A 22,128-nucleotide genomic window follows, 5' to 3' on the forward strand; every position below is an offset into this window, starting at 1 on the left:
CCTGCTCCCCTGCCTCTTATCCCCTGCTCCCTACTCCCACTCAAATGTATGGTGAAACATCTTCACCGCATTTATCTGCTAAATAGGAGAGGGCACGAAAACGTAAGCCTACCAGTTGTTCATATAACGGGTTTATTTTACACATCGGTGGTATATGCACAATCTTCCGTCCAAATAGGGTGACATCCCGCTCAAAGGGACACTGGGCGGGAATCATTTTACACAAAAAGCGGGCTACTCTTGGGTCTTGGATATCTAGCCCATCGAGCCAGTCTTGCAGGTGGTGTAGGGCATTGATTTGACGCTTTGTCAGCCCAGTGCTGGCGATAGTGGGGGTAATTTGCTGTGGGTGTTCCAGAGTGTGGCGAAGGGCTTCCAGTAACTTCTCTGGCTGTTCTAAGGCTTGGCAAAACAGTTGCAGAACCTCATCTTCGCTGGGAGAATAAGTACCATCTGCGATCGCTACCATTATCGCTGTCCTTAAGAAATTTTCTGCGGCTGGTGTACCTTTACCCAACGCTGCGGCTAATTCCTCTGGGGTAATTACCTCTAGTGAATCGAATTTAATCTTAGGAGCTAATTCATTTTCGGTGATGCTAGCAATTAATTCCTGTTCTTGGTCATCAAAATTACCATCAGCCCAAGCAATAGTAAGCAGTCCACGCAACCAAGCGGCAATCTGTTCGCTGCTGTAGGGGGATTGAACGGTACTTGTCATAAACTCACGTCTCAAGCTTTCCTCAGTCACTACTACGCTACCCTACCCAGTGACTATGAAGATAGTAGAAGCAACACAGAAAAATAAATCAGAGAAGTTTTCAAATCGCAACAGTCGGTCTTAAGGTAAAATCCATTTGTACCGTTATTGATAATTTTTCTACTTAAAGTAAATTCGATTGGAGTATCTCAAATATTTATAAGGTTAAAGACTGTAATTTGCGCTACAGAGTGATGGAGTTTTCTAAGTATGCGAACCTGCCAGCTAAATATCGCCGACGCTTTTCTCTAATGAATCGTTGACTGATGTTACTTGCTTCTCTATGGGATTGCGATCGCTTGGCATTAGTTAAATTAGGTTAACTCTCAAAAATTAAGGTATATATTAATGTTTTTCTTTGGCATTGAACATGAAGTCGCTTTCCTTAACAAAGAAGGAAAGTTTGCTGATTTTTTCCACACAAAATTTGCTGATTTCAATCAAATTATTGCAAGGCTACCTACATACCCCAGTGACTATCCTCAACTCCGCGTCGGCGATGCGGGTATTAAGATGAAGAGATGGTACATCGAGGGATTTGAAAGATTTGCGGATTCTGATGAAGTGATAGATTGTCATGTTAAAGGTATTGAAATTAGAACAACTATCCATTCTAATATTCAAGGCGCTATTACTGAATTATCAGAAAGTTTTGACTTGCTACGTAAGGTTGCTGCTGACTTTGGCTTATCACCAGTTTTGGTTAGTTTCAATCCCTACAATCCAGCTTTTGAACCTCAACCCCCATTAAACAATTATGAAATTAAACAGTTAGAAGCTTATCCTGACGAACAAACTGCTAATATTCACATGGTATCTTATGGGCCAGATTTAAATATTTCAATGGCAGATTTGTCAACGGAAGATGTGATTGATATTGGCAGAAAGTTAACTTATTACAGTCCCTATATCGTTCCTTTTAGTTATAGCTCTCCCTTTTATAATGGAGGTTTATGGGATGGACTATCGGTACGAACATTTATCAGAACTGGAAAAAGACCAGCTACTCTGGTTTTTGTTCAAAAAGAAAAACAACTGATTAATAGCATACCTGCCTTAACAAAAATCGCCCGCATTCCGGCGGAAGTGGGACGCATCGAATTTAAGGCTTGTGATAGCTGTGATGATTTTTTAATCTATGCGGCTTTGCTGATATTATTGAAAGGTTTGGTGTTAGATGAAACCTTGTCGGGTAGAGCAACTGTACCCGATGCAGCGTTACACCAACTTTCTGCAAAAGAAGGGTTTGAAAACGAAGATATTTTTGAAAATGCGACAAAAGTCTTGCAAGCAGCCGAAGTTGCTTTAGGAGATGACCCAGATGTTCATTATTTAACCCCGTTAAAAGTACTACTGGCAAAGCGAAAAACAAGATCCCATGAATTAATAGAAATGTTCCATCACGTAAATTCAATAGAAGAGGTCATAAGGCAGACTTATCAAGTTTAAAAAAAAGATTTATTTTTCTCCTTTTATTAAAGGGGATTAAGGAGAGTCTTTATATAAATTGATACTTTACAAATGTCCTCTAAGGTGCATGTTCTTTCAACTCCTTTAATTTGATAAAGTCCAGCTAACTGAACATAAATAGTATAGCCATTAGCCTGACAAAACTAGATTAAGTCGATATACCTAGAGACTGATTTTATTACAACTAAAGATGCAGTAAACTTCATTCTAGAGATTGATGCATACCTTAGCTTTTTCAAAGTAAAAGTGTAAACAGGGAACTGAAATGAAGGATTTCAATTATGAAATCTAATGATTTTGCTAAAGAATTAAGGTGGTATTTGCTTATTATCCCTTACTAATCCGATGCAGAAATACAAAAAAATCTCTTCGTCAGGTTCGTTTTTCAAGAACTTCTAAATTGAAGCGGAGCTTGCCAGTTTTATTATTGCTTAAAATTGCTAAGTAAGTAAAGGTATATGCTTCGCTCTTTCAGTGAAAGTTCTGCGTTGTTAAAGCTGTTATCGAGGATTTCAAATGAAGATGATTACTTCTGTTTTATCTATTTTCCGTCCAGTACGTTTTTTAGTAGTGGCTTTTACTTGTGCCCTAGTCTTATTCTCTAATGCTTTTCCTGCTTTTGCAATCGATAGCTACCAAAGTAATCCCACCGAAGGTACTACACAACTACTTGACATTCAGCGCAAAACTGACAAAGCCGCTAAAGAACCACCAGAAGGATTGAAAGAGACTCAAAAGGAGACTAACGAAGGACTTAATGAGGTTCAGGGAGCGGCTGATATTGACAAGCAGAAGCGTCCAGAAAATTCACAGGGTGCTACCTCTGTAGAAGAAAATATAAAGAAAGTGTTGGAAAAAGTTACAGGTAAATAACAGATTTAATACCTTGGTAATTTTTTGCTAGTGATGGGTAATTGCATTTATGCAATTACCCATCACTACTTATTATTGTATTAATATCTCTATTTTTTTAGCGGATAAAAAATAAGGAAATGTAGCTAATTGCTAAATTCTTTATCAACTGAATAGTACTACCTATTAAGGCATAGGTATAATTATGTAATGTAATAATTAATCTAAACTCATAATGTTTCCTTTGGTTGATGTGGATTAGGTGGAAAATTTGGCAAATTAATAGATAAGTTTGCTTAGGGATGGAAAATAATGCGTGCGATAAACATTGGTTTGACAGACGAACAGCGTCAAGGTGTAATTAATCTGTTGAATCAAGATTTGGCAGATGCCTATTTACTGTTGGTGAAAACTAAAAAGTACCACTGGGATGTGGTTGGCCCTCAGTTCCGCTCTTTGCACCAGCTTTGGGAAGAACACTACCAAAAGCTGACTCTAAATATTGATGCTTTGGCAGAGCGGGTTCGTGCTTTGGGCGGTTATCCAGTTGGCTCATTGGAGGGATTTCTCAAGATTGCTACCCTCAAGGAACATGCTGGGAGTGTGCCCACAGCAACAGGGATGGTAGCTAATTTAGTGGACGATCACGAGCAGGTTATTCGTAATTTGAGAGACCATGTGGATCAGTCTGGTGAAAAGTTCCACGATCAGGGAACTGCTGACTTTTTAACTGGACTGCTCGAACAGCATGAAGAGATAGCTTGGATGCTCCGTTCATTTATTGAAGGCGAGGCAATAGACGCAGATGGTAGACAGCCAGCAGCAGGGGCTAAGACTCCCGTAGGTGTATAGCTGATAACATCTGAGTTGAGGATGACTATCTGTGAAACTAGTTAAAAGCAGGGTTGATTCCTGCTTTTAAGTGGTGTAAAAGAATTAACCTGCCTGCATCTACCTCTTTAGGATGCCAATTTTGGATTTTGGAATTGAAATTGGTTCGTGCGCCAACACAACTTAAGGCGACTAGCGTCAAGTTGGGAGACGCATCTATGCGACTAGCTCCTTTATGTCGGGGAACTCATCCACCGCGTGGTTCCCCGTTATGAGTGCAGTCAATCTAAAATCCAAAATTGATTGGTCATCTTTATTGCAAAAGCAACATAATACAGGGAGTTTTTAAGTGCCAGAAGTATATAAAGCAGAACGTACTATTTCTGCTGTATTCAAAGAGCAGAAGCAAATTGATGATGTAATTCGACGTTTATTAGACAGGGGTGTGCCTAGAGATCGTATTTCGGTCATGGGCAGAAATTTCTAGTCGGAAACGAGAATAGCTGGCTTCATTAGTAAGAAAGATGTGATTCTCGGAGGCTTGAGAACAGGAGCAGTTTTTGGTTCCTTTCTCAGCTTACTTACGGGTGTAGGCGTATTGTTTATTCCCTTTGTGGGCTCAATCGTGGGAGCAGGGCCTATTGGTGCAGTGCTGTTGGGGGCTGCTAGTGGAGCGATCGCAGGTAGTGCAGGTGCCGGTCTAGTATCGGTTCTAACTACTTTGGGGATGCCAGAAGATGAAGGTTCCGAGCGATCGCACTGGCGAGTTTCAATTGCTGCTCGAAAGTGCTGGTGGCGAAGAAATTAACACCATTGAGAAAACTCTGGCTCGTTCTTGTTCTGGACAGTGCAACAGTCCAGCAGATTTGTCTCCTGAAGTTCGCGCTCATCTTTCTGATGAAGCTCAGAGTACATTCATTGAGCGCTATAATGCTGTACTCAATGAAAGAAGTGACGAGTTCACAGCCGAACAAGCTGCTTGGGAGACTATTCACCAGCAATATGATGAAGATGAAAATGGTGTCTGGTCTAAAGCTAAGGTTAAAGCGTGAAGAAAGCAGGAGTCGAAACACTGCCTCTTGCCTCTCTTGTTAAACTACTGTGCAAAACTAGATATTAGGGATTTATAACAAATAAATTATCCAATATTGTGGGGTGGGCTTTGTGGCTTACCCCACTCAAAGTAAGTATATTGGCAATAATCTGAGAATATTTGTAGATATTTATACGTATTATGGCAAGCGATCGCACTTAGATAGAAATTGCCTACTCTGGGACTAGTTTGCATAACTTTGGGTACATTACCGCAAATGCGCTGATACTTTAATTTCCCCTCTTCATAAATTCCGCAAAAACACCGTTACGCTATTTGTGGTTGTGATCAAAACTTAGAGCATCCAGTTTATGAGGGCGGATTTATGACCAACCCTGTAAAGACGGTTATCCAAGTCAATCTGGAGATGGCTCTAGAAGTAGCTCAAGAATTGGAGCAAGCTCCATACACTCAACTCGGTGCTTATTGTTTGGAAATTTTACGGGAAATCGGATGTGCTGGTACTGAACTCCCTGTTAACTTACAAACTCGCGATCAGCAGCTAAACTTCATTACAGGCTTTGCATCTTATGCTTTTGGGGAGGTACAAAGTGTATAAAGCATTAATCGATGATATATTTTCTGATTCCGAAGATGCAGAAGAAACTACTTTTCCTGCTACAGATGAAGATTTATTAATCTTAACAGAAAAATTTTTAGGGTTTGAAATTCCCTCAAAGGTTTTCTTACAAGCTATAGCTATTGCTGATTACGACGGTGCAGCTGCTTTTCGCTACGTTGATAATTATTTGATTACTCTCAAAAATAAGAAGAAGCGTAAGCAGAAGAAATTACTTGTGTTAGGTTGTTCGACTAGATTTGAAAATAATTGACGTGCTTATTTCCCCGCTAACTAAAAACCAATACGATTTAGATAAGATCATTTGCACAACCGAGTAGAGACGTTGTATTGCAACGTCTCTACACATATTTATCCCACAGAGACAAGAAAGAAAAATTAGAAATTATCTAGAGTTAGTGATGGGATTTTTGTCAGAGTAAGCATTTTTATATATGTACTAATGACGAATTAGTATTACTATTTCCCAAGACAAACTTGTTCATAGCTTTTACCAGCAATATCCCAAGTGAATTCTTTTTCTACCAGTTCTCTGCCATTGTGAGACAATTCTGAACGCAGATGTGGACGCTCGAATAGTTGACTAATAGCGGTGACGTACTCTGCTGGTTTATTGGCTCGTAATGCCCGTAATAGATGACTAGCAACATCTACAGCTAATCCCTCTAAGCCGCGATCGCTGGCTACTACAGGTATACCAGCTGCCATTGCTTCTAAAGTTTTATTTTTAATACCAAACCCAGTCCGCATCGGTACAACGCAGATGGTGGCTCGATGTAAATATTCTGCCATCGAAGGTACACGCCCCAGCACATTAATTCCTGGTTTTTTATCAAGTGCTAAAACTTCTGCCACTGGGTGAGAACCGACAATATCGAAAGTTGTATCGGGATAGAATTTTTGGATTTCTGGTAAGACTTCATTGCTGAAAAAGCAGACAGCATCAATATTTGCTAAATTATCCATTGCTCCAATAAAAATTAGGCGATGTCCTCCGGGATCGGTGGTACGCTTAGGAAAAGAAACTAAATCTACACCATTGGGAATAACTGTAATTTCACTATTAGGGTTAAATTCTTGTAGTTGAATTTTATCTTCTTGTGTTGTCGCCACAATTGCCGAAAATTTAGCGCAGTAGTTTTGCTCATAACGCCACAAAAGTGGCAGATTGATTTTGTCTCTGAGTGAATTTTCGGAAATGCCTGTTGCTAATTGGTTCTGACAGGTAGCGTAAACAGAACTATGAACATTAACGATGGTTTTTAGCTGTTTCTGAAAATGCGGCTGCACATAAATTTCATTGACGCTATGTTCGCAGGTAATGACATCACATTTTCCCGTTTCCACCCAGTTATTAACCCATGTTTGCATCTCAACTGAGTAGCGGTTAACTACACTTGGTGGTGTTCCCTGCTGCAAAAATCTGCCAAATCGCTCTATTTTCTTGAATATTCCGGTGGTTCGAGAATCTGGCGGGCGTTCAAAAATAGCTAGACGATCTACACAATCGCGTAATCCTGCTACTTCTGCGTCTGTAACATCGCTCTCGCGTTGAGTCGCAAGGGTGACATTATGGCGTTGACTCAAGTACTTGAGTAAATTAAATGTCCTAACTTGGGTTCCTCCGCGCGTTGGTGGGTAGGGAAAGGTGGAAGATAGCATTAAAATGTTCATACAAGCGATCGCTTTGCAACTAAAGTGTTTTTACGTTCGTTTTCCAAAGTTTTTGGTTTAGGCAAAATAGGACGGTGCAGCCACAGTCAATTCTAAAGGGTGCGATCGCATCGGAATTTTAATCATAAACTCTGTTCCCTGACCAGGTGCCGAGATACACATTATTTCACCACCATGTTTGGAGACAACAATTTCCTGGCTAATCGACAAGCCTAAACCCGTGCCTCTACCTAAGGGTTTTGTTGTAAAGAAGGGGTCAAATAGGCGATCGCGTACTTCCTCTGTTATACCGGGGCCAGTATCGCCAATCCAAATAGTCACAAACTCATTGTCAGTCACTTCGGTGCGAATCCGAATCGTACTGCGGCAAAAGTAAATTTCCTGGGGCGATCGCTCTTTATCATACTCCTCCAAAGCATCAATTGCATTTGCCAATAGATTCATAAACACTTGGTTGAGTTGTCCCGCATAACACTCTACAAGGGGTAGGTCGCCATACTCTTTAACGAGTTGAATACCTAGTTGGTTAGAACTGGTTTTAAACCGATTGTGCAAAATCAGCAGCGTGCTATCTAGCCCAGCGTGAATATCCACCGGCTTCATTTGGGCTTCATCCACGTGTGAAAAAATCCGTAACGACTGAATAATCTCGCGGATGCGGTCAGCTCCAACCTTCATCGAACTCAGCAATTTGGGTAGGTCTTCACTCAGAAATTCTAAATCTATCGCTTCAGCCAGTTGTTGAATTTCAGGTAGCGATGAGGGAGTGTACTTGGCATAAAGGTTCAAGAGGTCGAGCAAGCCTTGGGTATATTCATAGGCGTGAGTCAGATTCCCATAGATAAAGTTGACGGGATTGTTAATTTCATGGGCGACACCCGCCACCAATTGTCCCAGACCGGACATTTTTTCACTATGAACCAGTTGGCTTTGAGTTTCTTGAAGTTGGCGAAAGGCAAGTTCTAGCCGATTGGCTTGTTCTCGATAGCGTGCTTCTGATTCCTGCAATGCTTGTTCTGTACAAATGCGCTCTTGGATTTCCTGTTGCAGCAGCTGATTGGATTGCTCAAGTGCAGATGTCCTTTGTTCCACCCGTTCTTCTAACTCAGATGTCAGTTTTAAAAGGGCGTTCTCTGCCTTAGTTCGCTCTTGAATCTCCTGCTCTAGATGCACATTTTGCTCTTGCAGTCTTTTAGTCAGATTTCGGATGCTTAAATGGATTTTGACACGGGCTAAAACTTCTTCATGCTGAAGCGGCTTAGTGATGTAATCCACCGCCCCCAGATTCAAACCTCTGACTTTATCCACCGTCTCAGAAAGCGCCGTCATAAAAATTACGGGAATGTCTTTAGTTGATTCTTGAGCTTTCAAATGCTGGCAAGTTTCAAACCCATCCATACCAGGCATGAGTACATCTAACAAAATTAGATCGGGGAGAGCATATTCGACCTGTTCGATTGCATCCTCGCCATCCTGCGCTACTAAAACTTGGAAGCCAGAATCAGCCAAAAAATCGAATAACACTCCTAAATTTGTCGGGTTGTCATCAACGATTAAGATAATGCCATTTTCGATGTTGGAAAGACTCATTAATTTACTCCTATATTTTTTAAAACTTCACGAATTTTTTTAACTTGAAAACCTTTAGCTAATTGACGCAACTCTAAAGAAAAAGGTGCATATTTAACATCCATTTTTTCCAAGTGAGTAACTCGCTCCACAATACCTTTGAGATCGCCTTTCATTGCTAAATTCAATAAAGTGGCTACTTCCTCTGCCGATGGAGCTACCAACGATTGCTGAGAATTTTCTTCTTTGTTACCTTTAGATAATTGAGTTTCCCCATCTTCATAAATCCATTCCAGTTCTAAGTGATACCGTAATTTTTCTAAAAGCTCTGTTATGCGGATAGGCTTGGGTAGAAAATCATTGCAACCCGCCTCTCTACTTTTGTTGAGATCGAAATCAAAAACGCTGGCAGAAGTGCCAATTATTATTACCTTCTTTAGTTCAGGCGATCGCCGAATGCGACGTGTCGTTTCAAAGCCATTCATTTGAGGCATCATCAAGTCCATTAAGATACAATTTGGATTTAATTCAAATGCCTTATTGAGACAATCTTGACCATCTACTGCTTCTATCATTTCAAATCCTAAAGGCGACAGCATCTTCACCAAAATTGCACGATTTTCTGGTCTGTCATCTGCCACGATAACTTTCCGCTTCTCGCCCTTAAAACTTTGGATATTTCGTTGCTCTTTTTTGACAACATCAGCGTATTGAGAAACTTCAGGCAAATCTAAATCAAAGAAGAAAACACTCCCTTTCCCTAAGTTACTCTTCACCTGGATTTCGCCACCCATCATCTGAACTAATTGGCGGGTAATTGCCAGTCCCAATCCCGTTCCTTCTGCTTTGCGATTGTGATCTCCTACCTGCTGGAACGGCAAAAATATCTCTTCTAATTGTTCTGGTGCCATACCAATTCCTGTATCTTCTACCTGAAACCGAATTTTACCTTCCTGATAGCCGACTTTGAAAGCCACGCCTCCAGTTTCAGTAAACTTAACGGCATTACCAAGTAAGTTAATCAAAGCTTGCCGTAACCGTTTTTCATCAGCCTTGATACCTATAGGAAGTTGAGTAATCTGTTCAAAAATTAAGCAAATACCTTTTTGTTCGGCGCGGATACGGCAGATTTCGGCAATACCTTCGAGAAATTCTGGAAAATGAAAATCCGTTAGGTGGAGTTCCATTTTTCTCGCTTCAATTTTAGAGAGGTCTAAAATATCATTGATCAGGTTTAAGAGATGGTCGCCACACTGATGAATAATATTCACACCATCTTTTTGTGAGTTAGTTAAACTTTTTTCACGCTTGAGGATTTGGGCATAACCCAAAATTCCATTAAGTGGTGTTCTCAGTTCATGGCTCATGTTGGCAAGAAAATCACTTTTAGCGCGGTTGGCTGATTGGGCGATTTCTTCTGCTTTTTGCAGATGCACATTTTTTTCTTGTAACTCTAAAGTTCGCTCTTGTACTTTGGCTTCTAAGTTAGTATTGGCTAATTTTAAATCTTTATAAAGACGAGCATTTTCAATGGAAATCGCCGCTTGAGAGGATAACAGTTGTAATACTTCTAAGCGATCTGATGTAAATGCGCCAATGGTGAGATTATTTTCTAAATAAAGGACGCCATTAAGTTTTCCTTGATGGATAAGCGGTGTACATAAAACCGATTTGGGTTGATGAGTAGTGATGTATGTATCTGTGGTAAATGTTCCTTCACGAGTTGCATTACTGAGGACAACATTTTCTTTAGTTCGGGCTACATAGTTAATCAGTGAAATTGGTAGCTGCTGACTGGTTGATACTGAGATTCCTTGTAGCACAGTTACATCATTTTTGTCTACTGCTCCTGATGCTTCTATTAGCAAGTCTCCTGATTTTTCTAAAATTAGGTAGCCTATTTGAGCGCCAGCATTCTCTAACACAATTGTCATTAATTTAGCTAGCAAATTACCTAAAAGTATTTCTCCAGAAAGAGCTTGAGATGCTTTTATAACTGTGGCTAAATCCAGCAAGTCTGAAGCACTTTCAGCCGTAGAGCTAATTATCCGAGTTATGTCCGTACTAACTGTTTCTCGCTTTGATATCCGAAATAGTTGAGGATATCTTTTTTCTAAGTCTTTGACTTTTGCCTTCGCTCCCCAGCAACCATATCCATAGTAGGCATCGTTGAGATAGGTATTAGCAACTTTCTCTCTCCCACAAGCAAAATAGAACTCTGCTGCTAGTTCCAAGGCTAGGGCTTCTTCTTGAATATATCCATGTTCTTTGGCTCCAGTTATTGCTCGATCGTAAAACGCGATCGCTTTGGCATCTTGTTGCAATACTCGCGCCTTTTCTGCTTCCACTAAATCGTACTTATGCTGATAGTTGGCAGGAGAATGCAACGCCCATTGCTTCATTTTTTTCTGCTGCGCTATCACTTGACTGAAATATTGTTGGCGATTGGTTTTTGATGCACTGGGATATAAAGCTAGGAGAGTCAGAGAGGAGTAAAATTTGTGTTCGGCTCTATACATCAACCCTCGTCCACCTTGTTCGTATTTTTCTGCCAGCAAGGCATCCTCAGCAGCGCGATCGTAATTTTTAAATAAATAACCCAGAATCAGTTTAGAAACATAGATAGGATAAATAGCCATATAATTATTGCTATTTATCAGAATTGGCAACATTTTATTTTCATCAAAACTTTCGCCAATTAATCTATATGGTTCCGATGTTTTTTTAACTAAATTTAAACCTGTCTGTCGGACTATCTTAGCATAAATAATTTGAAATTCTTGTTTAGTTCTTTGCATCAAAGCAATATAATGTGCCTGTTTCTGGAGAGCTATTTCTAGATTTTCACCGATAAAAAACAAATGCGTACAATAAAAACAAGCCGAATAAGAAGCATATTCTAAATCTCCTGTTTCTAGCCCTTTTTGGACACCCTCAATTAACGGTTCTATAGTATTAATAGCTGGTTCTTTCCAATGCCTGATAAAATAATTAAATGTTTCATATATTTTCGCCGTCATCTCCTTAGCATTGAATTGATTTAACAGCTTTAAGCCTAGCTGACCGAATTGATAACCAGAATCCATGTCTTCAAAAGCGCCACATAGGAACATTCCATAAAGTACATACGTATAAGCTGACAGAGGAGAGTTCCCATATTTGAGACAGAGATTGGTCATTTTAAAAACGACCTGGGGATAAAGTTCGGGAGCTGCAATATAAACTGGAGGAATCAGATTGATCAAGACTCGCAGTGCGGCTAATTTATAAACATCAGTCATTTCTGGTAATTCTGTTAAATCCTCAATTCGTTTTCCTCCTAAATTCAATCTAGTCAGTCTCGTTGGGGGGGTTTCTGATAAAGGCAACCCTAGCATTTTTAGCACTTGTAGTCCGGTATTTAAGGCAGCTTGCATTTGGTTTTTAGCAATATAAAACTGCATTTTTGTCTCATACACCTGGACTCGATCGAGCAGGGTTTTTGCCCGTGCCAAAACTACATTAGAAAGTATTTCTGCTCGCTCGAAATTAGTGTTGAGGAATTCTACTGCTGCTGTTTCTACATAGAGGTTGAGTGTCATGTCATACTGACACTGCCAACTATCTGCTGCAAGAAGTTCCAAACCGACATTTAAATATTTAACAGATGATTCATACGCTGTTGCTGCTTTTGCTTTTTGCCCAGCTATAAGATTCAGTTGAGCCAGTCTATCTTTTTGAGGCTGTTGGGTAATGAATTCAGCACCAACATTTAGTTGGTTAACAATCTCAAAGATGTTTTCTTCAATTTCGGTTTCCGAGGTATGTATTAGTAGCAATTCACCAATTTTTAGATGAGTCTGTTTTTTCTGGTCATCTGGAATAAGAGAATAAGACGCTTGCTGTACCCGGTCGTGTAAGAACTTATAGGTAATGGGTGATGGGTGATGAGTAATGGGGGATCGCTTGTTTTCAGTCTCCATTTGTTCTGAGTCGAAAACGAGCGGTGTTTTGTAGGAATTGTTGAGGGGTAGAACCAAACCTGATTGCAGAGCTTCCCACAAATCTGCTGCTGTTTCTGACTGAGATGTTTTATTAATAATCGCCAACATATCTAAAGTAAACTTGTCTCCAATACAGGCGGCAAACTTTAACACATTCTGTGTTTTTTCAGACAATTTTTGAATTTGACTGACCATCAATTCAACAACATTATCAGTTATATTTACTCTCTGAATAAACTCAATATTCCATTGCCAAAAACCGCGTTCAAAGTCAAAGGATAACAAGTTATCTTGATAAAGAGATTTGAGTAACTGAGTTAAGAAAAAAGGATTGCCTTGGGTTTTTGTAAAAACTAACTCAGCTAGCGGCTTTACCTTTAAAATCTCACTACGAAGAGTATCGGCTACTAACTGGTTGACGTGAGCGATATCCAAAAGCTGGAGGATAATGTTATTGACGATCGCATCAGTCTGTTGAATCTCCTCCAAGGTCTGAATCAAAGGATGAGTGGCACTTACTTCGTTATCTCGATACGCACCAATTAGCAATAGATATTGGCTATCTGGGTCGGTCATAATTAACTGGATAAGCTTGAGGGAAGCTGAATCCGCCCACTGTAAGTCATCCAGAAACAAAACCAGCGGGTGTTCGGGTTGACTAAATACATGAATGAATTGTTGAAACACCCGATTAAATCGGTTTTGTGATTCTGATGACCCTAATTGAGGAACTGCTAGCTGCGGGCCAATAATCCCTTCTAATTCGGGAATAACGTCTATGATCACTTGAGCATTGGAGCCAAGGGCATCTATTAGTTTTGATTTCCAAACTGCTATTTGGTCATCGGTTTCTGTTAGCAACTGCCGCATCAAATCTTGGAATGCTTGAATTAGAGAAGCAAAAGGAATATTCCGCTTGAACTGGTCAAATTTACCGGAGATAAAATAACCCCGCTGGCGCACAATCGGTTTGTGAACTTCATAAACTAAGCAAGATTTACCGATGCCTGAGTAACCAGAAACTAGCATCATTTCCGTAGTACCAGAACTGACGCGATCGAATGCTTCTAATAAAGTAGCAACTTCTGTTTCCCGTCCGTAGAGTTTTTGCGGGATGGAAAATTGGCTGTATGAATCTAGTTGACCGACAATAAAGTGGGAAATCTCGCCATCCGTCTGCAACTGAGTCAGACAGGTTTCTAAATCGGCTTTTAGTCCGAGAGAGCTTTGATATCTATCTTCAGCAGTTTTAGCTAACAATTTCATTACAATGTCAGAAACCGCTGAAGGAATTTTGGGATTGAACTCTTGAGGCGTTATTGGTGTTTTGGCAATATGGCAATGAACAAATTCCAGAGGGTCAGCAGCATTAAATGGTAGCGAACCTGTCAGCATTTCATAAAAGGTAACACCTAAAGAATAGAAGTCGGTACGGTAATCAATTGACCGATTCATTCGTCCGGTTTGCTCCGGTGACATATAGGCGAGAGTGCCTTCTAATAAATTGGGATTGCTAATACTTTGATTTTCTTTTTCTAACCGCGACGCAATACTGAAGTCGATAATTTTAACTTGCCCGGTTTTTGGGTTAATAACGATATTGTCAGGTTTAATATCTTTATGAATAATCTTGGCTTGATGCAGTTGAGTGAGAGTGGATGCTAGCTGAATGGCTATTGTGAGAAATTCGGTTAATGGTAATTGGCGATCGCTAATATACTTTTTCAGAGATTCTGCACCAAAGTCTGCCAAAATTAGGGCTAGACCGTTATGATGATTTTCTAAAGCTAGGGACTTGACAATTCCTTCTATATCTACTAATCTCTGTGAGATTTTATATTCATGTCTGAGTCGGGTTAGTTCTTCGAGGCTGGGATACTCAGCTTTCAGGGCTTTAACGATCGCAAGGCTTTGATCTAACTGCTTGGAAGCGCGATAAATAACGGTATTCACACCTTCATGCAGAGCTTCAATAAGGTTGTAACCGGGAAGGACAGGTATCATTTTTCTAAGCCTAAGTAGTACGATGAACTGGGCATGATGCTAATGAACGTTATCCACAACTGTCAAATAAAAGGACAATCAGGTGCTTTCTTTAGCATTCCCAGCCAGCCCAAAATTTCTCTAAGGCTAAATAAAGCTCAACATTTGGAGACTCCGCTTTCCGAGTTTTGGCTACATTTTTGAATTTATATTAGAAAATAAAGCCTCAAACCTTTATTGAGTCATAGTTTTAGGTTTATGCTTCGATTATTGTTTTCTGAGAGTGATAGAAGAACGATAGGTAGATTGACTTCTCAAAGTAGAACTTGAATAATAAGCATTAATTCTATTTGGGTTTGCGGTTCTTTCTATGCTTTGACAAGGTGATAAGAATGATTACGCTACCTGACGTTGCGGTTGATGCTCAGATATATTCCAGCAATAATTCTGTGGTGTATCGTGGCATCAAGTTGTCAGATCGCACGCCTGTTATTCTCAAAGTTCTTAAACAGGATTATCCTACGGCATCGGAACTCACTCGCTACAGGCAGGAATATGAAATTACGCGATCGCTTAACTTAGAAGGCGCGATCGAGGCATATAGTCAGCAGGAATATCAGCGCACACTCATTATTTTTTTAGAAGATTTCGGCGGAGAGTCTCTGGAGAGATGGATACAGCAGCGTCCAGATTTCTGCCCTATGTCTTTATCAGCTTTTCTATCCCTTGCCATTAAACTCACAGGTATTCTGGGCAGAATTCATGCTGCTGGTGTCATTCATAAAGATATCAACCCTAGCAATATTGTCTTCAATCTAGATACTGGGGTCGTTAAATTTATTGATTTCGGAATTGCTACTCGATTTAACCGCACCAATCCAACCTTCAAAAACCCTCATGTTCTAGAAGGCACTCTTGCATATCTATCTCCAGAGCAAACCGGACGCATGAACCGTTTGCTTGATTATCGCACTGATTTTTACTCCCTTGGCGTAACGTTCTACGAACTGCTCACTGGACAGTTACCGTTTGCCACAACAGACATTCTTGAACTTGTCCATTGCCATCTTGCCAAATCACCTGTTCCGCCTCATGAACTGAAGGCAACGATTCCCAAAGCAGTTTCAGATATCGTTTTGAAACTAATGGCAAAGAATGCGGAGGATCGCTATCAGAGTGCTTGGGGTATCAAAGCAGATTTAGAAATTTGTGCTGACCAATTAAAAAAAATCGGGCAAATTAATAGCATTCAACTGGGTCTCTTAGATGTTTGGGATCAGTTTCAAATTCCCCAAAAACTTTATGGACGGGATCGGGAAGTTGCAATGTTACTAGCAGCTTTTGTTCGCGTAGCGTGTCCGTTGGCGCAGTCTCCCGCAGAGAAGGACAGTCGCGTTGCTTCAGAAAAGCTTGTACAACAAACTTCAGAACAGAAACTAACAGACAACTCAACCTTCAAAGTCGAAATGATGCTGGTTTCTGGCTATGCGGGAATTGGAAAATCAGCATTAGTGCAGGAACTCTATAAACCAATCACCGCAAAGCGCGGCTATTTTATTTGGGGTAAATTCGATCAATTTGGGCGTAATATTCCCTACAGTGCGATTGCAGATGCCCTGCAAAAATTAGTGCAACAACTACTGGGTGAACCAGACGAGCAACTTCAACAATGGCGATCGCGCTTGCTCACAGCGTTGGGAACCAACGGACAAATTATCATTGATATCATCCCGGAAGTTGAATTAATTATCGGCAAGCAGCCGCCTGTATCAGAAGTTGGAGCAACTGAAGCTCAAAATCGCTTCAATCTAATTTTTCAGAAATTTGTGCGGGTGTTTTGTTTAGAGTCACACCCGCTTGCGATCTTTTTAGATGATTTGCAATGGATAGACTCAGCAACGCTGAAGTTAATCGAGCTGATGCTGCTTGATGAACAAACCCAATTCCTATTTTTAATTGGAGCCTATCGAGATAATGAGGTAAATCCAACTCATCCGTTGATATTAACGCTAGAAAGACTGCGAAAACAAGGGGCAGTGCTTCAGGAAATCATCTTAGCACCATTAATGCTCGAGCCGTTGAATCAGTTGATTGCCGAGACGCTGCATCGGAATGCAGACATCGTTCGTCCCTTAGCTGAGTTAGTTTTGCGTAAAACTGAGGGCAATCCTTTCTTTGCCGGTGAATTTTTGAGAATGCTGCATAGCGAAAATTTACTGACCTTTGATACACAACACTTATGCTGGGAATGGAACATTGCTGATATTCAAGCCCAGGATATTACCGATAATGTGGTGGAGTTGCTACTCATCCAGTTAAATAAATTACCAGAAAACACACAGCAAATTCTCCAGTTAGCAGCTTGTATTGGTGCTGAATTTAATCTAAATACATTAGCGATCGTTTGCGAACAATCTCCTAAAGCAATTTCTCTAGATTTACTAGTAGCCATTCAAGCTGGATTAATTCAACCTATATCTGAATTAGACGAAAACCTCTTAGTTCAAGAATATAAGTTCTTGCACGATCGCGTTCAGCAAGCAGCATACACCTTAATCGATGAGTCGGAAAAACTTGGGGTACATCTGCAAATCGGTCGCAATTTACTTGAAAAGACTTCGCCACAGCAGCTAGCAGAGCGGTTGTTTGAAATTGTTGACCAGCTGAATTATGGAACCGAGTTAATCACTGAGCAATCTGAACGGAATGAAATTGCCAAACTGAATTTGCAAGCAGGTCAAAAAGCGTTGGCAGCGACGGCTTATGAAGCAGCTTTCAAGTATTTCAATGCAGGGCTTAAACTCCTTGATGTGGAAAGTTGGCAGAGTAACTATAACCTGACTTTGGCGTTGCATTCGGAGGCAGCAGAGGCAGCATACCTTAGTGGTCACTTTGACGAAATGGAGCGGCTTGTAGAAGAAGTGGTCAACCGTGCGAGGACGGCGCTCGATAAAGTGAAAGCTTACGATAGCAGAATTCAAGCATGGCTGTCGCAGGGAGACCCTAAAGAAGCACTTAAAACTGGCTTGGAAGTGCTGCAACTCTTGGGAATTAGTTTAGTGGAAGCTCCAAGTCAGTTAGACGTTCAAGCAGCATTAGAGGAAACAGCCTCACAATTCGCTGGGCGGGAAATCGAAGATTTGATCGATCTGCCAGAGATGACTGAACCTGTGCCACTGGCAGCAATCCACATTTTAGTCAGCACAGTGGGTGCGGCTTTTAATGTGTCACCCACTTTGATGGTGCTGATTGTGTGCAAGATGGTGAATTTATCGATCGCCAATGGAAACGCTATCTGGTCGCTTCTCGGTTATGCTGCCTATGGCATGATGCTATGTGGAGTTGTACAAGACATTGAACTGGGCTATCTATTTGGCAAACTATCCTTAAATTTAGCGAAAAGATTAAGTAATAAGAAAGGTAACTGCAAAGCATTGCTGATGGTGAATTTTCATATCATTCACTGGAAAGATCACCTGAAAGAGACGTTCCCTAGTTTAACTGAGGCTTATCAAAGCGGGATAGAAAGTGGAGAGTTTGAATTTGCCAGTTATTGTGCATTCAGCCTATGTTATTATCCCTTTTTTGCAGGACAAGAACTGACAGAACTGGAACAACAAACAGCGATTTATCGTAAAGCCACCAATCAAATTAGACGAGAGACTGCTTCCATTTGGCTAGCAATGTTGCAGCAAACAATCCTTAACCTGCGAGGTCAATCTGAAAATCCAAGTCGCTTAGTGGGTTGTATCTATGACGAAGAGCAAGCACTATCACGGGCGATCGCGGTCAAGGATGGAACTAGCCTTCACTACTTTTACTTAAATAGGCTTATTTTATGCTATCTGTTCGGGGAGTATGAGCAAGCTGCAAAAACGGCTACTTTATCAGAACAGTATTTAAGTGCAGCCACAGCAATAATCTCTGTACCTCTATTTCATTTCTATGACTCCCTAATATTTCTGAGCTTGTTAGCCGATGCTTCAAACTCTGAAAAAGCAGCTTGGTTGAATCGCGTTAACGCCAACCAGGAAAAAATGCAGAAATGGGCACACCATGCCCCCATGAATTTTTTGCATAAGTTTCAGTTAGTTGAGGCAGAGAAAGCACGAGTTTTGGGTCAGTTTTTTGAGGCAGAGGAGTTTTACGAACAAGCAATTTTTGGTGCTAAAGAAAACGAGTACCTTCAAGAAGAAGCTTTAAGCTATGAGTTAGCTGCCAAACATTACTTGGCTCGTGGTCGAGAAAGGTTTGCTCAACTCTATATGAAGGAAGCCCATTACTGCTATAAGCGGTGGGGAGCAACCGCAAAAGCCAAAGATTTAGAGACTCGCTATCCACAGTTTTTTCCTCAATCGCTGAATGTGGCTGGCGCACTAGTTCATACCACTGTTGGAACTACTTCTAATAGCTCAGATATCGCTTTAGACTTAGCGGCGGTGATGAAAGCATCTCAAGCCATCTCTCGTGAAATTGAACTGGATCGGTTACTCAATTCTTTGATGCAGATATTAATTGAGAATGCTGGCGCACAAACTGGATGCTTGATTTTAGAAAACGCAGGAGAATGGGCGATTGAAGCTGCTTGTGAACTCAATGGTGGTGTGAATCTCTGTACTACACAAGTACTGCAATCGATTTCAATGGTAAATCGCTTACCCGAATCCATCATTAATTATGTGATTCGGACTCATGAATCTGCGATCTTAAATGATGCAACTCGTGAAGGTAATTTCATCAATGAGCCATATATTCAGCAGAACCAAACGAAATCACTTCTTTGTTTGCCGTTGTTGAATCAAAGTAAACTTGTTGGTGTGCTGTATCTGGAAAATCGATTAGTAACTGGAGCATTTACAGCAGAACGCTCGCAACTTCTAAGTCTACTATCTACTCAGGCAGCCATTGCGATCGAAAATGCCAAACTTTATTCAAAGCTACGCACTAGCGAAAGTCAGATGGCTCAATTTCTAGAAGCGGTTCCGGTAGGAATTGGAATAGTGGATGCGACTGGTCGCCCGCACTACGCTAATCAACGGGGAATTCAGTTAATGGGCAAAAAGATCGATCCTTTGGTAGCACCGGAGCACATCGCAGAGGTTTATCAACTTTATGTGGCGGGAACGGATCGAATATATCCAACTGAGCAACTGCCAATCATCAGGGCCTTGAGCGGCGAACGCACCAGAGTTGACGACGTAGAAATTCACCAAAACAACGCAACCATTCCAGTTGAGGCATGGGGAACTCCAGTATTTGACGAACAGGGCAATGTGGTTTATGCGATCGCCACCTTTCAAGACATCACAGAGCGGAAACAAGCAGAACATCTCTTAGCCAATTACAACCGCACCTTAGAGCAACAGGTAACTGAAAGGACGGCGGCTTTACAGCAAAGCCAAGCAGAACTGCGCGAGCGAGAACAGGAATTACGAGTGATTACGAACGCTCTACCTGTTTGTATTACATATATAGATGCCGGCCAGCGTTATCGGTTTGCCAACCGCACATACGAGGAATGGTTTCACCGTAGTCGAGGTGAGATTCTGGGCAAGCATATTTGCGACAACTTGGGTGAGGCGGCTTATCAAGTTGTACAACCGTACATCAATCAAGCACTAGCAGGGCAAATCACAACCTATGAGGCAGACATTCCCTGTGTGTTTGGCAAGAAATATATCAGTAATTCCCTCATCCCTGATTTCGATGACAATGGTCAAGTAAAAGGATACTATGGTCTGATTACAGATATCAGCGATCGCAAACGTGCCGAAGAAGCCTCAATTTTAGAGGAACGCAACCGTATGGCACGCGAAATCCATGACACTCTCGCGCAAGCCTTTACCGGGATTCTGGTTCACATGGGAACCGTTTCTCGATTAGTGGCAACCAACCCCCAAGCAATTCAAACACATATTAATACCGTGCGAGATTTGGCTCGCACCGGGCTGACGGAAGCTCGACGCTCCGTTGCAGCGCTGCGTCCCCAATCCTTAGAAGATGGCAATCTCTGGACGGCACTGCAACGATTTGTAGCTACAATGCAATCTTCAACCGAAACCAGCCTGATTTGTGATATTATCGGCACGCCGTATACGTTACCGCCTGAAACAGATAATAATCTGCTGAGAATTGCACAGGAAGCATTTACAAATTCAATTAGATATGCTAATGCAAACGAAATTCGGATTGAATTAGTTTATGAACCAACGCAATTCTGCTTACGAATTAGAGACAATGGACAAGGATTTGAAGCCAATCATACAACCCTAAATCGGGGGTTTGGCTTACTGGGGATTACCGAACGAGCGGAACGCATTGGGGCACAACTCTCAATTGAGAGCCGACTGGGGCAAGGAACAGAAACGAGCGTATCTGTACATCGGGAGGCATCAGCATGAGTCCGTCTACAGCAATCCGCGTTTTGATTGTTGACGATCACTCAATTGTCCGGCAAGGACTAGCCGCGATGATTGAGAATGAGCCAGATATGACGGTGGTAGGTCAAGGGGGCAACGGGCACGAAGCGATCGCTCAATATCGGCAACTCCAGCCTGATGTCACCTTAATCGACTTACGGATGCCCCAGGTAAGCGGCGTTGATGCGATCGTTGCCATCTGTGCTGAATTCACCCATGCCCGCATAATTGTACTGACCACTTATGACGGGGACGAAGATATTTATCGAGCATTACGCGCCGGAGCCAAAGGCTATCTGCTGAAGGACGCTGAACCGGATGCACTCCTGAATGCGATTCATATCGTTCACAGCGGACAACAATATATTCCTTCCGAAGTCGCTGCCAAACTGGTGCAACGGATGAACATTCCAGAGTTGAGCGATCGGGAACAAGAGGTTGTTCGTCAGATGGTGCTTGGCTTGAGTAATCACGATATTGCCGCGGCTTTGAATATTACTGAAAGTACTGTCAAATTTCACATCAACAAAATTTTGAGCAAATTAGGTGTGAGCGATCGTACTCAAGCGGTGATTACCGCACTGAAGCGGGGACTTGCGAAGTTGTGAAAACAATAGACATCTCCAGAAATTAATTATGCGTTATCTGAAACCCTTGTAGAGATGCGTTAGCGTAGCGGGACGAAGTACAACTTCGCGTCTCTACATTCATTTTCACCAGATGTCTAATGAGAACTGAACTTAAGTTCGGTTGAGGATTAGTTTTAGAGATAGTAAGCAACTGTTGTTTCATCGCTTCAATTACTCAACTCTGAGTTGGCGACAAAGCTGAATTAGTTTCATAAGCTAAATATATAGAAAAAACGGAGTTGGGAGGAATCACAGATAGGAGTCATGGCAATCCCTTGATGCTGTGAT

The 22,128-nt window shown here is 41.3% G+C and carries 11 protein-coding genes and 1 pseudogene; 8 read left to right on the plus strand and 4 right to left on the minus strand.

From position 1 onward, the window contains the following. Positions 1–40: 40 nt before the first annotated feature. Positions 41–718 (minus strand): Mo-dependent nitrogenase C-terminal domain-containing protein, encoded by a 678-nt coding sequence (locus V7K53_RS25190; protein WP_335200254.1) that lies wholly within the window; start codon positions 716–718, stop codon positions 41–43. A gap of 387 nt (positions 719–1,105) precedes the next feature. Here V7K53_RS25190 and V7K53_RS25195 point away from each other — a divergent pair, with 387 nt between their 5' ends. The 6 genes and pseudogenes from V7K53_RS25195 (at position 1,106) to V7K53_RS25220 (ending at position 5,836) form a co-directional block, all read left to right on the plus strand. Beyond that, on the plus strand, positions 1,106–2,206 hold the full coding sequence (locus tag V7K53_RS25195; protein ID WP_335200256.1) for a glutamate-cysteine ligase family protein: 1,101 nt from the start codon (positions 1,106–1,108) through the stop codon (positions 2,204–2,206). A gap of 537 nt (positions 2,207–2,743) precedes the next feature. Continuing rightward, positions 2,744–3,100: a hypothetical protein gene (locus V7K53_RS25200; protein ID WP_335200257.1), complete on the plus strand. Its 357-nt coding sequence runs from the start codon at positions 2,744–2,746 to the stop codon at positions 3,098–3,100. A 291-nt stretch (positions 3,101–3,391) separates the two neighbouring features. Then, positions 3,392–3,931: a Dps family protein gene (locus tag V7K53_RS25205; protein WP_334846547.1), complete on the plus strand. Its 540-nt coding sequence runs from the start codon at positions 3,392–3,394 to the stop codon at positions 3,929–3,931. Positions 3,932–4,409: 478 nt separating this feature from the next. Continuing rightward, a pseudogene (locus V7K53_RS25210) lies at positions 4,410–4,962 on the plus strand (ChaB family protein). 366 nt (positions 4,963–5,328) lie between these two features. Continuing rightward, the gene (locus V7K53_RS25215) at positions 5,329–5,562 is read left to right on the plus strand and encodes a hypothetical protein (protein WP_094352841.1); all 234 of its coding nucleotides are present in this window, start codon (positions 5,329–5,331) and stop codon (positions 5,560–5,562) included. Beyond that, positions 5,555–5,836 carry a hypothetical protein gene (locus V7K53_RS25220; RefSeq protein ID WP_335200258.1) on the plus strand — a complete coding sequence of 94 codons (282 nt, stop codon included), beginning with the start codon at positions 5,555–5,557 and terminating at the stop codon, positions 5,834–5,836. Before V7K53_RS25215 ends, V7K53_RS25220 begins: the two co-directional genes overlap by 8 nt. Positions 5,837–6,042: 206 nt before the next feature. Here V7K53_RS25220 and V7K53_RS25225 read toward each other — a convergent pair whose 3' ends face one another. From V7K53_RS25225 to V7K53_RS25235, 3 genes are read right to left on the minus strand one after another with little or no spacing between them, the layout of a single operon-like run. Continuing rightward, on the minus strand, positions 6,043–7,257 hold the full coding sequence (locus V7K53_RS25225; RefSeq protein ID WP_335200259.1) for a glycosyltransferase family 4 protein: 1,215 nt from the start codon (positions 7,255–7,257) through the stop codon (positions 6,043–6,045). 57 nt (positions 7,258–7,314) lie between these two features. Continuing rightward, positions 7,315–8,847 (minus strand): hybrid sensor histidine kinase/response regulator, encoded by a 1,533-nt coding sequence (locus V7K53_RS25230; RefSeq protein ID WP_335200260.1) that lies wholly within the window; start codon positions 8,845–8,847, stop codon positions 7,315–7,317. Further along, positions 8,847–14,813 (minus strand): hybrid sensor histidine kinase/response regulator, encoded by a 5,967-nt coding sequence (locus V7K53_RS25235; RefSeq protein WP_335200261.1) that lies wholly within the window; start codon positions 14,811–14,813, stop codon positions 8,847–8,849. Before V7K53_RS25235 ends, V7K53_RS25230 begins: the two co-directional genes overlap by 1 nt. Before the next feature lie 371 nt (positions 14,814–15,184). Here V7K53_RS25235 and V7K53_RS25240 point away from each other — a divergent pair, with 371 nt between their 5' ends. Both V7K53_RS25240 and V7K53_RS25245 read left to right on the plus strand, forming a co-directional pair. After that, the gene (locus V7K53_RS25240) at positions 15,185–21,193 is read left to right on the plus strand and encodes an AAA family ATPase (RefSeq protein WP_335200263.1); all 6,009 of its coding nucleotides are present in this window, start codon (positions 15,185–15,187) and stop codon (positions 21,191–21,193) included. Beyond that, positions 21,190–21,819: a response regulator transcription factor gene (locus V7K53_RS25245; protein ID WP_335200264.1), complete on the plus strand. Its 630-nt coding sequence runs from the start codon at positions 21,190–21,192 to the stop codon at positions 21,817–21,819. Before V7K53_RS25240 ends, V7K53_RS25245 begins: the two co-directional genes overlap by 4 nt. Positions 21,820–22,128 lie beyond the last annotated feature (309 nt).

This window comes from Nostoc sp. (genome assembly GCF_036917355.1).
Taxonomy (GTDB): domain Bacteria; phylum Cyanobacteriota; class Cyanobacteriia; order Cyanobacteriales; family Nostocaceae; genus Nostoc.